We start from the raw sequence: 12,774 nt of genomic DNA, 5'->3' as shown, positions 1-12,774 counted from the left end.
TTCGCGTTGACGCCCTTGGGGCCGGTTGCTAGCTTACCCGCACTCTCAGGTGCCGGTGGAGCGAGCTCCACCGGGTAAACGGGAAGTCGGTGCCCCCCAGGGCGAGTCCGACGCTGCCCCCGCAACGGTGATCGAATCGAGGTCCGCCACTACCGTCACTGGTAGGCCACTGTGCCCCCGCGGCATGGGAAGGCGGCGGTCCGGAAGGTGTCTCCCTGGCTCGGCCAGGCCCTTCGTTCGTCAGCCCGGAGACCGGCCTGAGAGCACATGCCGGATCGCGGAGGGCGATCACGAGGCGGGTCTCCCGGCACCAGGCCGCGGGCGCCCGTGTTCTCGCTCCCTTCCGCCGGCCCACCAGAAAAAACGCAAGGCGCCGTGCGGGTGAGCACGGCGGCAAGGGACCCACATGAACACCATTCACGCCTCCCGTGGCCTGGCGGCCTTCGCCCTGGCCGCGCTGCCGCTGGCCGTCCAGGCCCAGGGCACGTCGTCGACCTCTGACTCCAACGGGGTCGTCGCCGAGACCCTCAACCCGCTGACGGTCACCGCCACCCGCGCACCGCGCACCGCCGACGAGACGCTGGCCTCGGTCACCGTGATCGACGAGGCCACGCTGCGTCGCCAGAATCCCACCGACATCACCGACCTGCTGCGCGGCCAGCCTGGTGTCGACGTCTCGTCCAATGGCGGCTTCGGCAAGACCAGCAGCGTCTACGTGCGGGGGACCAGCAGCAAGTCCACGCTGCTGATGATCGACGGCATTCGCCTGCGCTCCGCCACCGATGGGGCGCCCGCCTGGCAGTTCCTCGATCCGCGCCAGTTCGAGCGGGTCGAGGTCGTGCGCGGACCGCGGGGCAGCCTCTACGGCGCCGACGCCGTGGGTGGCGTGGTGCAGCTGTTCACCCCGGAAGGGGAAGGGGCGCCGACGCCGCGCATCTCGGTGGGGGGCGGCAGCTTCGACACCCGGCGCGCCAGCGCCTCGCTCTCCGGAGCCGAGGGCGGCACCCGCTACCATGTCGCCGCCAGCCGCCTGGAGACCGACGGCTATGAGATCGTCGAGGGCGAGGGCGACAAGGGCTACGACAACACCTCCGGCCTGGTGCGGCTCGCCCACGGCTTCGATAACGGCGCCGAGGTGGGCGTGCTGGCCCTGCGCGCCCGGGGCAACACCGAGTTCGTCGGCGGGAATACCGATTTCGTCCAGCAGGTCGCCGGCCTGTACGGCGAGCTGCCGGTGACCGATGCCTGGAAGAGCCGCCTGACGCTCAGCGAGGCCCGGGACAAGACGGAGACCGCGGCCTTCGACAGCCTCTTCGACACCACGACCCAGACCCTGCGCTGGGAGAACACCGCCTGGTTCGGGCCCCACGAGCTGGTGGCCGGCGCCGAATACCAGGAGGACGATATCGCCGGCAGCGACACCGGCTCCGGCACCTATGCCGAGGAGAGCCGCGACAACGTGGCCGTCTTCGCCCAGGCGCTGATGGACTTTGCTCCCTTCACCCTGCAGGCCGGGCTGCGCCACGATGACAACGAGGCCTTCGGCGAGGAGCTCACCGGCCACCTGGCGCTGGGCTATGCGCTCGACGATCACCACACCCTGCGTACCAGCTACGGCACCGCCTATCGCGCCCCGACCTTCAACGAGCTCTACTATCCGGATCTCGGCTACTTCGCCGGCAATCCCGACCTCGAGGCCGAGACCTCGGCGACGGTCGAGCTGGGTGTGAGAGGCCAGTACGCGCGGTTCTTCTGGGACCTGGCGGCCTACGAGACGCGGGTCGATGACTTCATCGCTTCGACGGGCAGCCAGAACGAGAACATCGATGAGGCGCGCATCCGCGGCCTGGAACTGGCCTCGGGCCTCGACCTGGACCAGTGGACGCTGCAGGCGGCCCTGACCCTGACCGACACCGAGGATCGCGAGACCGGCCATCGACTGCCGCGCCGGGCCAGCCAGAGCCTGCGCCTGGACCTCGATCGCGAGCTGGGTGACTGGTCGCTGGGCGGCTCGTTCATCGCCCAGAACGATCGCTTCGACGATGCGGCCAACGAGGAGCGCCTCGGCGGCTTCGGCCAGCTGGACCTGCGCGCGGGCTGGCAGTTCGCCCCGCTGTGGTCGGCGCGGCTGAGCGTCGATAACGTCTTCGACAAGGCGTATGCCACGACCCGCTACTTCGACGGCCGTGACTACCTCAATGCCGGCCGCACGGCCTTCCTCAGCGTGAACTTCGGCCAGTGATCTTGCGTCGGCTCTCTCGCTCGCTGCTGACCGGCCTGATGCTGCCGCCGATGGTGGCCGCCCAGGCCGGGGAGGAGGTCTGCGTGGCCGACGACGCCGGGCGCGAGGTCTGCCTGGACGCCCCGGCGCGGCGCATCGTCGCGCTCTCGCCGGGCGTCACCGAGCTGCTCTATGCCGCCGGGGCCGGCGACTCAGTCGTCGGGGCGGTCAGCTTCAGCGACTACCCGCCCGAGGCGGCGCGGCTGCCCCGGGTGGGCAGCTACGACCGCCTCGATCTGGAGGCGCTGCTGGCCCTCGCGCCCGACCTGGTGGTGGCCTGGGCCGGCGGCAATCCCCGCGAGCAGGTCGACCGGCTGCCCCGTCTCGGCCTTCCCGTCTTCTACTCCGACGTCAACGACTTCGCCGGCATCGCGAGAAGCCTCGAGCGCTTCGGCGCGCTGGCCGGCAGCGCGGCGGTGGCGGAGGAGGCGGCCCGCACGCTGCGCGAGGAGGTGGCCGCGCTGCGTGCAGAGCATGCCGCCGCCGCGCCGGTCCCGGTCTTCTACCAGGTCTGGGAGCAGCCGCTGATGACCGTCAACGGCGAACACTGGATCAGCCAGGCCCTGGCGCTCTGCGGGGGCGAGAACCTCTTCGCCGAGGAGGGACCGCTGGTGCCGCGCATCGGCGTCGAGGCGGTGCTCGCCCGCGACCCGGAGGTGATCCTCACCGGCGGCATGGGCGAGCCCGATTCCTCCTGGCTCGAGGCCTGGCGCGACTACCCGGAGATGACCGCGGTTCGCCGTGACAACCTCTTCTTCATCGACCCGGACCTGGTGCAGCGCGCCACGCCGCGGCTGCTCGAGGGAACAAGGGCGCTCTGCGCCCGGCTGGAGACCGCCCGTGAGCGGCGCTAGGGGCGTGCTCGACCGCCTCGGGCGGCGTCCCACGCCGCTGGCCTGGCTGGCGCTGGCGGCGCTGCTCTCTCAGGGCGTCGCGCTGGCGCTGGGCAGCGTGTCGCTCGGCCCGGATGAGCTGTTTCGGGTACTGACCGGTGGGGGCGAGACGCTGCATCGCACCCTGGTGCTCGAGCTGCGCCTGCCTCGCGCGCTCGCCGCCTTCGGCACCGGCGCGCTGCTGGCGCTCGCCGGGGCGCTGATGCAGGTGCTGCTGCGCAATCCGCTGGCCGACCCCTACGTGCTGGGGCTCTCCGGCGGCGCCTCGGTGGCGGCGCTTGCCGCCATGCTGGCGGGCCTCGGCGCCGCCCTGGTGGGCGGGGCGGCCTTCGCCGGGGCGCTGGCCTCGACGCTGATCGTCTTCGGCCTGGCCCACGGGACCGGCAGCTGGACGCCGACTCGCCTGCTGCTCACCGGGGTGGTGATGGCCGCCGGCTGGGGGGCGGTGATCACCTTCCTGCTGGCGGTGAGCCCGGTGGAGCGGCTGCCTGGCATGCTCTACTGGCTGATGGGCGATCTCGCCTATGCGGGCACGCCCTGGCCGGTGCTGGTGGTGGCCGCGCTGGCCCTGGTCGTTATTCTGCCGCTGGGTCGTACCCTCAACGTGCTGGCCCGGGGCGGGCTGCAGGCCGCGGCGCTCGGCGTCGCGGTGCGCCCGCTGGAGTGGACCCTCTACCTGCTGGCGAGCCTGCTCACCGCCGTGGCGGTCACCACCGCCGGCAGCATCGGCTTCGTGGGGCTGATGGTGCCGCATATGCTGCGCCTGCGGCTGGGCAACGACCAGCGGCGCATCCTGCCGGCGAGCCTGCTGGCCGGCGGCATCCTGCTGACCCTCGCCGACACCCTGGCGCGCACCCTGATCGCCCCCCAGCAGCTGCCGGTGGGGGTGATCACGGCGCTGATCGGGGTGCCGAGCTTTCTCTACCTGCTCTACCGGAGTCGCTGATGAAGGCCCTGTCGACGCATCGGCTGCTCATCGACGTCCCCGGTCGCGCGGACGGCCGGCCGCTCGATCTCGTCGTCGCACCCGGCCAGCGCTGGGGGGTGCTGGGGCCCAACGGCGCCGGCAAGACCACCCTGCTGCATACCCTGGCCGGGCTGCGGCCGCCGCGCTCGGGGGAGGTGCGACTCGAGGGTCGGCCGCTTTCCGATTGGCGGCGGCGGGCCCTGGCGCGCCGGGTGGGCCTGGTGTTCCAGGAGCGCCACGACGACTTCCCGGCCACGGTGCGGGAGACCGCGCTGATCGGCCGCCACCCCTTCCTGTCGCCCTGGCAGCAGGAGGGTCCCGAGGATCATGCTCGCGCCGAGGCGGCGCTTTCGCGCCTGGACCTGTCGCACCTGGCCGAGCGTGAGCTCGCGACCCTCTCCGGTGGCGAGCGCCAGCGCGTCAGCCTGGCCACGGTGCTGACCCAGGCGCCGGGGGTGTGGCTCGCCGACGAGCCCACCAACCACCTGGACCTCCACCATCAGGTGGCGGTGATGGGCCTGCTCGCCGAACAGGCCGAGGGCGGCGGCGCGGTGATGATGTGCCTGCACGACCTCAATCTGGCGGCGCGCTGGTGCAGCCACCTGCTGCTGCTCTATCCCGACGGCGAGGCCTGCTGGGGCCCTGCGGAGGCGATGCTGGTGCCCGCGGCCCTGGAGCGCCTCTATGACCAGGCGCTGACCCGCGTCGAGGTCGACGGGGCACCGGTTTTCGTGCCCAGGCGTTGATCGAGCGACGCCGAGGCGCTCCATCCTTTTCCCTTCATCTACAGGAGTCTCGACATGAGCCGACCCTCGATCGACCCCCAGCGGCATGCCGAGCGCATGGCCGCCAAGCAGAAGATCATGAACGAGCGGATTGCCGCCGCCGACAAGGAGCAGGGCGTGCTGCTGGTGCTCACCGGCCCCGGAAAAGGCAAGAGCAGCTCCGGCTTCGGCATGGTCGCCCGCGCCCTGGGTCACGGCATGAAGGTGGGCGTGGTGCAGTTCATCAAGGGGGCCTTCAGCACCGGCGAGGAGGCCTTCTTCCGCGACCTGCCGGGAGTGGACTACCACGTCATGGGCGAGGGCTACACCTGGGACACCCAGGATCGCGAGCGCGACGTGCGCGCCGCCGAGGCGGCCTGGGCCGAGGCGCGGCGCATGCTCGCCGACCCGGACTACGCGTTGGTGCTGCTCGACGAGCTCAACATCGCCCTGCGCCACGGCTACCTGGAGCTCGACGCCGTGCTCGACGACCTGCAGGCGCGTCCGCCCATGCAGCACGCGGTGGTCACCGGCCGCCACGCGCCGGAGGCGCTGATCGAGCTGGCCGACACCGTCACCGAGATGAAGGTGGTCAAGCATGCCTTCAAGGATCAGGGCATCAAGGCCCAGAAGGGCGTAGAACTTTAGGGCATCTCTGGGAACTCGACGAAAGCGATGAGCGTTGCCGGCGACAAGCTTTCGCGAGGGCACTGTGAACCCCCTCCCTGGGCGCTACCGACGCCATCCCTGGCGTAGGACCCTCGCTTCACCTTGTCCCCGGCGCTCATCGGCCGGTCCCGATCCTTGCAAGGCCTTATCACACCCCCCAGCTTTCCAGGAGACCGCCGCATGGCAGATCCCAGCGGACGACCCGATCACGCCTTCCCCGAGGCGCAGCGCGAGGGCCTCTACCGGGCCATCTTCGAGCGCCGCGACGTGCGCAGCCAGTTCCGCCCGGACCCGATCCCGCCGGAGGTGCTGGCGCGGCTGCTCGAGGCCGCGCACCATGCCCCCTCGGTGGGCTTCATGCAGCCCTGGGACTTCCTGCTGATCGATAGCCGTGAGGTGCGTGGTCGGGTGCACGCCATCTTCGAGCGCGAGAACGCCAAGGCGGCCGAGGCCCACGCCGGTGAGCGCGGCGCGCTCTATCGCCGCCTCAAGCTCGAGGGCATCCTCGAGAGCCCGCTCAACCTCTGCATCACCTGCGACCGGGAGCGCGGCGGCGAGCACGTGCTGGGCCGCCAGAGCATCGTCGAGATGGATCTCTTCAGCACCTGCCTGGCGGTCCAGAACCTGTGGCTGGCGGCCCGCGCCGAGGGCATCGGCGTGGGCTGGGTCAGCATCCTCGACCAGCAGGAGCTCGCCGAGGTGCTGGGCCTGCCGGATCACGTCACTCCGCTCGCCTACCTGTGTCTCGGCTACGTCGACGACTTCCTCGACGGCCCGGAACTGGCCCGGGCCGGCTGGCGACAGCGCCTGCCGCTGGCCGATCGCGTGCACGGTAACGGCTGGCAGACCGCCCCGGCGGATGCGGCGCTGACGCGCGCCGTCGATGCCCTGGCCCCCCGACAGTGAGGTCGCTTGCATGCCGACGCTGATGATCCAGGGCACCACCTCCGATGCCGGCAAGAGCACCCTGGTCGCGGGGCTCTGCCGGGCGCTCACCCGGCGGGGCATCTCGGTGGCGCCCTTCAAGCCCCAGAACATGGCGCTCAACAGCGCCGTGACGCCGGAGGGCGGCGAGATCGGCCGCTCCACGGCGCTGCAGGCCGCGGCCGCCGGCATCGCGCCCCACGCCGACATGAACCCGGTGCTGCTCAAGCCCGAAAGCGACCGGGGCGCCCAGGTGATCCTCGACGGCCAGGTCTACGGCCACATGGACGCGATCGACTATCACGCCTTCAAGCGCCGGGCGCGGGAGAGCGTGCTGGCGGCCTGGCGGCGACTGTCGAGCCGCTTCGATGTGATCATCGCCGAGGGCGCGGGCAGCCCCGCCGAGGTCAACCTGCGCGAGGGCGACATCGCCAACATGGGCTTCGCCGAGGCCGTCGACTGCCCGGTGCTGCTGGTCGGCGACATCGACCGCGGCGGCGTCTTCGCCCAGCTGGTGGGTACCCTGGCGCTGCTCTCCGAGAGCGAGCGGGCACGTACCCGGGGCTTCGTCATCAACCGCTTCCGCGGCGATATCGCCCTGCTCGAGCCCGGCCTCGACTGGCTCACCGCCCACACCGGCAAGCCGGTGCACGGCGTGCTGCCCTACCTCCAGGGCCTGCTCCTCGATGCCGAGGATGGCGTGGGCCTCGCCGGTCACGAAGCGGGCACGCCCGACCTGCGCGTAGTGGTGCCGGCGCTGCCGCGGATCAGCAATCACACCGACCTGGATCCGCTGCGCCTGCACCCGCGCGTGTCGCTGACCATCGTCGGACCGGACCGGGCGATCCCGCCCGCCGACGTCATCCTGCTGCCCGGCAGCAAGGCGACGGCCAGCGACCTCGCCTGGCTGCGCGCCCAGGGCTGGGAAGCGGCGATCCACCGCCATCTGCGCTACGGCGGCCGGGTGCTCGGCATCTGCGGCGGCTTCCAGATGCTCGGCGAGGCGATCGACGACCCGGACGGTCTCGAGGGCCCGGCCGGCAGCGTGCCGGGACTGGGGGTGCTGGCGATGCGCACCCGGATGGTGGCGGGCAAGCAGCTGCGCAACGTCGCCGGCACCCTCCTGGGCACCCCGGCCGGGGAGGGCGTGCCGGTGAGCGGCTACGAGATCCATAACGGCGTGAGCGACGGCCCGGCCCTGGCCCGGCCGCTGATGCTCCTCGACGGGCGGCCGGACGGCGCGGTGAGCGAGGACGACCAGGTGCTGGGCAGCTACCTGCACGGCCTCTTCGACGAGGCGGGCGCCTGCGCGTCGCTGCTCGCCCGGCTCGGCCTGGCGGGGGAGGAAGGGGAGGCCGCCGTCGACTTCGCCGCCCACCGCGAGCGGGAGCTCGATCGCCTGGCCGACGGCCTGGAGGCGAGCCTGGACATGGCCGCCATCGAGGCGCTGGTGGGCGGCAGCGGGCCTGTATCCAATTATCTTTAGTTTTATATACAATAGCTTCCTCACAATGTGACCACGCGAGGCGGCAATGACGGCACGGAGCGGCACTTCCCGGCAGGATTCCACGACCTGGCAGTTCATCGGCGGACTCGCGCTGCTGGTGGCCCTGGGCCTGAACCTGCGCCCGCTGCTGGCCGCCGCCAGTCCGCTGATGGAGGAGATCCGCCTGGCGACCGGGCTCAGCTACACGGTGCTCGCCTGGCTGACCACCTTGCCCTTCCTCTGCATGGGCGGTGTGGCACTCGCCAGCGGGCGCCTGCAGGCCTGGCTGGGCGAGCAGCGCGGCATTGCCCTGTCCCTCGTCGCCATCGCGGTCGCCTGCGCCCTGCGCCAGGTCGACGGCAGCGGCACGACCCTGCTGGCCACGGCGCTGCTGGGCGGCGCCGGCATCGCGCTGATCCAGGCGCTGGTGCCGGGGCTCGCCAAGCGCCGCTTCGGGCGACGCATGCCGCTCGCCATGGGCGTCTACGCCGCGGCGCTGATGTCCGGCGGCGGCCTGGCCGCCTGGGCGAGCCCCTGGCTGGCGCGACTCGGCGGCTGGCAGCTGGGCGTGGGCCTGTGGTGGGTGCCGGCGCTGATCACGCTGCTGTTCTGGATGTGGCTCGCTCGCCGCCCCCGTGCACCGGAGCCCGCCTGGGTGGCGCTGGCCGGTCCGCGGCCGTGGCGGCTGCCCCGCGCCTGGCTGCTGGCCCTCTACTTCGGGGTGATCAACGCCGGCTACTCCAGCGTGGTCACCTGGCTGCCGGTCTACTACCGCGAGCTCGGCTGGAGCGCGTCGTCAAGCGGCCTGCTGCTGGCCTGGATGACGATCTTCCAGGTGATCGCCGCCCTGGCGATGCCGGCCCTGGCCCAGCGCCAGTCCCACGCGGATCGCCGCTGGCTGCTGGGCGCGAGCCTGCTGGCCCAGCTCACTGGCTACTTGGGGCTGATCCTGCTGCCCGGCCAGGGCGCGCTCGCCTGGGTGGCCATCGCCGGCTTCGGCCTCGGCGCCTGTTTCTCCCTGGGCCTGATCCTGGCCCTGGATCACCTGCCCGATCCCCGCGCGGCGGGCCGGCTGGCCGCCTTCATGCAGGGTTTCGGCTTCATGCTCAATGCGCTCTCGCCGTGGATCAGTGGTGCCCTGCGCGAGGCCACCGGCGGCTTCCTGGCCGCCTGGGTGCTGCTGGCGCTGGGCGTCGCGGCGATGCTGCTGGTGACCCTGCGCTTCAATCCCCGCGCTTATCCGCGAGTGATGGCGGGCGCCGGCGGGCGCGCCTAACTGCTGCTGGGCGCTCGTCCCCGCCGCGTGCCGGGCTAGCTCATGAAGCGTGTCGGGTCGTCGCTGATCACCGCCTCGACCCCCCAATCCCAGCGCGGGGCGAAGGCGGTGGGGTCGTTGGCCGTGTAGCAGAGCAGTCGGTAGCCGGCCTCGCTCACCTCCCGGGCGCGGGCCGCCTTGAGGCGCTTCCAGTCGGCATGCACGCTGCAGGCCGCCACCGCCTCACAGCGGCGCCGCCAGTCGCGGCCGACCCCCTCGACCAGCACCCCCAGCGAGAGCGCCTCGGGCCCGGCCAGGGCGCGGGCGTGGGCGAGGGCCGCGTCGTTGAAGGAGGAGAGCAGCCGGCGCGATGGCGGCAGTGCCGCCATAACGGCGGGCAGGGCGGCCTCGACCAGCGCCCGGGGATCGCGGCCGCGATTGACCTTGAGCTCCAGGTTGACGCCCATCTCGAGTTCGTCGAGCAGCGCCAGCATCTCCGCGAGGGTGGCCATGGGCTCGCCGCGGTAGGCCTCGCCGAACCAGCTGCCTGCATCGAGGCGTCGCGCCGCGGCGAGATCCAGGTCGGCCAGCCGGCCGCGGCGATCGGAGCAGCGCCGCACGGAGGCGTCGTGCCAGATCACCGGGGTGCCGTCGCCGAGCAGCTGGACGTCGAGCTCGACCCAGGTCACGCCCACGCCGTGGGCGGCACGCACCGCGGCCAGGGTGTTCTCCGGGGCGCGGGCGGAGAGCCCGCGATGGGCGATCAGGCGGGGCAGGGCGAGCGCGGCGTCGGGCATGGAAGCTTTCCTGGTCGGCGGGGCGGAAGGGGACAGCGTAGCGTCATCGGCCGGCGACGGGAAACGCCCCCGCGCCGGAGCGCGGGCGCGGCGCGATCGCGCCAGGATGTGGTAGGCTGCGCGCTTTCGATCCTGGCGCTGGCGCCGGACATACGACGATGCGAGGACACCGAGATGAGAGTCGTGCACATCAAGAATCCCGAGCAGCGCGATGCCTGCCTGGCGCGGCTGTGCGCCGAGGCCTACGGCCAGGACGCCGGGCTCACGCCGCTGGCGACCTTCGCCGGCACCCTGGGGGTGCTGGTCAAGCAGGAGGCGGCGCGGGTGCTGGCGCTGGTGGATGACGCGTCGCGCCCGGTGGCGCTGGCGCTGCTGGTGCTCGACGAGGTCGGCAGCAGCATGACCGTGATGCTGCTGGCGGAGCTCGACGGCGAGAGCGTGACCCGGCCCGCCGAGCGGCTGGTCGCCGAACTGGCCCTCAAGGCGCCGCTGCGCGTGGATGCCGTGGGCCCCGAGCAGGAGGCGCGCTTCCGCGAGGCGGGCATCACCCGCTGGCTCGACGGCAAGGCCGGCGTGCGCATCGGGCTCGGCCCCAAGCATCCTGCCGCCTCCGTGGCGGAGCTGCCCCGCGCGCTGACCTTCGACGAGGCCTCGGTGATCCAGTCGTTCAAGCGCGACCGCGCGCTCTTCGACGACTACAAGGCGCGCTTCGTGCGCGGGCTGGAGTCCTTTCCCGCCACGCTCTAATAAACACTCCTTGACCCCCGGGGGGCCGGGGCGCTTGACTGGTGGGCCTATCCGTCAACGTCACAAGGAACCCCCCATGGCCCAGCGTATCCAGTTCGCCCGCACCGGCGGCCCCGAGGTGCTCGAACTCGTCGAGGCCACGCCGGCCGAGCCTGCCGCCGGTGAGGTACGCGTCCGCAATCAGGCGGTCGGCCTCAACTTCATCGACATCTACTTCCGCACTGGCCTCTATCCGGCCCCGTCGCTGCCCTCCGGCCTCGGCACCGAGGGCGCGGGCGTGGTCGAGGCGGTCGGTGAGGGCGTGACCCACCTGGCCCCGGGCGACCGGGTGGCCTTTGCCCAGGGCCCGCTGGGCGCCTACGCCGAGCAGCACGTGCTGCCGGCCGACAAGGTGGTGGTGCTGCCCGAGGCGGTCGATGTCGAGACCGCCGCGGCCGCCATGCTCAAGGGCCTCACGGTGCAGTACCTGCTGCGCCAGACGGCTCCTCTCAAGGGCGGCGAGACCATCCTCTGGCACGCCGCCGCCGGCGGCGTCGGCTCCATCGCCTGCCAGTGGGCCAAGGCGCTCGGCGTGAGGCTGATCGGCACCGTCAGCTCACCGGAGAAGGCGGCGCTGGCCACGAAGAACGGCGCCTGGGCGACCATCGACTATACCCGGGAGGACGTGGTCGAGCGGGTGCGCGAGCTGACCGACGGCGAGATGTGCGACGTGGTCTACGACTCGGTGGGCAAGGATACCTGGGAGACGTCGCTGGACTGCCTGAAGAAGCGCGGCCTGATGGTCAGCTTCGGCAACGCCTCCGGCCCGGTGGAGGGCGTCAACATCGGCATCCTCAACCAGAAGGGGTCGCTTTACGTCACGCGCCCGAGCCTCAACGGCTACGCCGACACCCGCGAGCGGCTGGAGTGGATGGCCGGCGAGCTCTTCGCGATGCTCGAGAGCGGCCAGGTGACGGTCGATATCTCACACCGCTATCCGCTGGCCGAGGCGGGCGATGCCCAGGCGGCCCTGGCCGGCCGACAGACCACCGGGTCGACCATCCTGCTGCCGTGACCCTGCCTCTTGCGTGGGCGGCGCCTACAGCGACTCGTTGAGCTCGCCGATCAGCTGCTCGCGCCGCTTGAGCGCGGCGAGCCCCTCGTCGCCGAGCTGGTTCGCCGCCTCGCAGAGCAGCCCCTCGGCCAGCAGCATGAAGGCGCACATGCTGTTGCTGAAGAAGAGGCTGTGGTCGGGCACCGGGAAGGCGAGGTGCGCCACCCGGGCGAGCGGGGAGCCCCGGGAGTCGGTCAGGGCGATGACGCGAATGCCCTGACGCGCCGCCACCTCGGCCGTGGCCAGCACGCTGGGGGTATAGGGGAAGCAGCTCGCCACCACCAGCACGTCCCCCGCCTCGAGCTGGGCCAGGGCGTCCGCCACCCCGTGGCGGACGGCGTCCAGCGGCGCCGCATCGGCGCGCAGCATGCCCAGGCCATAGGCCAGGAACGAGGCCAGCGAGGCGAACTGGCGCATGCCGTGGACCCTCACACGCCGCGCCTCCACCAGCAGCCGCGCCGCCTCCGTGAAGGCCTCGCCATCGATGCCCGTCACCGTGTCGGCGATATTGGCACTCTCCTGACGGCCCAGGCGGGCCAGCCGACCGAGGGCATCGTCATCCCCGTCGCTGTCCAGCAGCCGCGAGACCTGATCGCTGTAGAAGCTCTTGCCCTCGGTGACGTGGCGGCGAAACACCGCCTGCAGGCCGGCGAAGCCGTCGAAGCCCAGCCGCTGGGCCAGCCGCGACAGGGTCGAGGGGCTGACGCCCAGGCGCTCCGCCAGTTCGCTGATCGACGAGACCGCGGCCTGCTGGGGCGCGGTGACCATCGCCGCGAGCACCCGACGCGAGCGCTTGCCCAGGCGCACCGCGCCCTCGCCCTGCTCGAGGGTGGCGAGCAGGCGTTCGAGGTCGCCGAGGGTGTCCGGTCGCTGGGGCTTGAGGGAAGTCATGAGGGTG

12 protein-coding genes and 1 riboswitch are annotated in these 12,774 nt (G+C 72.0%); of the genes, 10 read left to right on the top strand and 2 right to left on the bottom strand.

What is annotated here, in order from left to right; all coding sequences use genetic code 11:
• Positions 1–30: 30 nt before the first annotated feature.
• Positions 31–275, top strand: a riboswitch (cobalamin riboswitch).
• A gap of 131 nt (positions 276–406) precedes the next feature.
• The 8 genes from ACGTNG_RS13875 (at position 407) to ACGTNG_RS13840 (ending at position 9,260) form a co-directional block, all read left to right on the top strand.
• Entirely contained in the window at positions 407–2,242 is a 1,836-nt protein-coding gene (locus ACGTNG_RS13875) for a TonB-dependent receptor domain-containing protein (RefSeq protein WP_394797109.1), read from the top strand.
• Positions 2,239–3,135 carry a cobalamin-binding protein gene (locus ACGTNG_RS13870; RefSeq protein WP_507161322.1) on the top strand — a complete coding sequence of 299 codons (897 nt, stop codon included), beginning with the start codon at positions 2,239–2,241 and terminating at the stop codon, positions 3,133–3,135. Before ACGTNG_RS13875 ends, ACGTNG_RS13870 begins: the two co-directional genes overlap by 4 nt.
• A complete protein-coding gene (locus ACGTNG_RS13865; protein ID WP_394797108.1) occupies positions 3,122–4,120 on the top strand; it encodes a FecCD family ABC transporter permease in 999 nt (332 codons plus the stop codon). Before ACGTNG_RS13870 ends, ACGTNG_RS13865 begins: the two co-directional genes overlap by 14 nt.
• A complete protein-coding gene (locus ACGTNG_RS13860; RefSeq protein WP_394797107.1) occupies positions 4,120–4,887 on the top strand; it encodes an ABC transporter ATP-binding protein in 768 nt (255 codons plus the stop codon). The genes ACGTNG_RS13865 and ACGTNG_RS13860 overlap by 1 nt, the downstream gene beginning before the upstream one ends.
• A gap of 54 nt (positions 4,888–4,941) precedes the next feature.
• On the top strand, positions 4,942–5,553 hold the full coding sequence (gene cobO / locus ACGTNG_RS13855) for a cob(I)yrinic acid a,c-diamide adenosyltransferase (RefSeq protein ID WP_394797106.1): 612 nt from the start codon (positions 4,942–4,944) through the stop codon (positions 5,551–5,553).
• 201 nt (positions 5,554–5,754) lie between these two features.
• Positions 5,755–6,480: a 5,6-dimethylbenzimidazole synthase gene (bluB, locus tag ACGTNG_RS13850; RefSeq protein ID WP_394797105.1), complete on the top strand. Its 726-nt coding sequence runs from the start codon at positions 5,755–5,757 to the stop codon at positions 6,478–6,480.
• A gap of 10 nt (positions 6,481–6,490) precedes the next feature.
• Entirely contained in the window at positions 6,491–7,984 is a 1,494-nt protein-coding gene (locus ACGTNG_RS13845; RefSeq protein ID WP_394797104.1) for a cobyric acid synthase, read from the top strand.
• A gap of 46 nt (positions 7,985–8,030) precedes the next feature.
• Positions 8,031–9,260 carry a CynX/NimT family MFS transporter gene (locus tag ACGTNG_RS13840; RefSeq protein WP_394797103.1) on the top strand — a complete coding sequence of 410 codons (1,230 nt, stop codon included), beginning with the start codon at positions 8,031–8,033 and terminating at the stop codon, positions 9,258–9,260.
• A gap of 35 nt (positions 9,261–9,295) precedes the next feature.
• On the opposite strand, the gene ACGTNG_RS13835 is transcribed toward ACGTNG_RS13840, so the two are convergent.
• Entirely contained in the window at positions 9,296–10,036 is a 741-nt protein-coding gene (locus tag ACGTNG_RS13835) for a glycerophosphodiester phosphodiesterase family protein (RefSeq protein ID WP_394797102.1), read from the bottom strand.
• A 174-nt stretch (positions 10,037–10,210) separates the two neighbouring features.
• Between ACGTNG_RS13835 and ACGTNG_RS13830 the strand changes: the two genes are divergently transcribed.
• A complete protein-coding gene (locus tag ACGTNG_RS13830) occupies positions 10,211–10,783 on the top strand; it encodes a hypothetical protein (protein ID WP_394797101.1) in 573 nt (190 codons plus the stop codon).
• Positions 10,784–10,859: 76 nt separating this feature from the next.
• Complete coding sequence (locus ACGTNG_RS13825; protein ID WP_394797100.1) at positions 10,860–11,837, top strand: NADPH:quinone reductase; 978 nt, start codon at positions 10,860–10,862, stop codon at positions 11,835–11,837.
• A gap of 24 nt (positions 11,838–11,861) precedes the next feature.
• Here ACGTNG_RS13825 and ACGTNG_RS13820 read toward each other — a convergent pair whose 3' ends face one another.
• Positions 11,862–12,767 (bottom strand): MurR/RpiR family transcriptional regulator, encoded by a 906-nt coding sequence (locus ACGTNG_RS13820; protein ID WP_394797099.1) that lies wholly within the window; start codon positions 12,765–12,767, stop codon positions 11,862–11,864.
• Positions 12,768–12,774: the final 7 nt, after the last annotated feature.

Source organism: Halomonas sp. B23F22_3, from assembly GCF_043496965.1.
Lineage (GTDB): Bacteria > Pseudomonadota > Gammaproteobacteria > Pseudomonadales > Halomonadaceae > Halomonas.
Note: the sequence above shows the minus strand (reverse complement) of the source record. Positions and strands in the feature narration are given on the sequence as shown.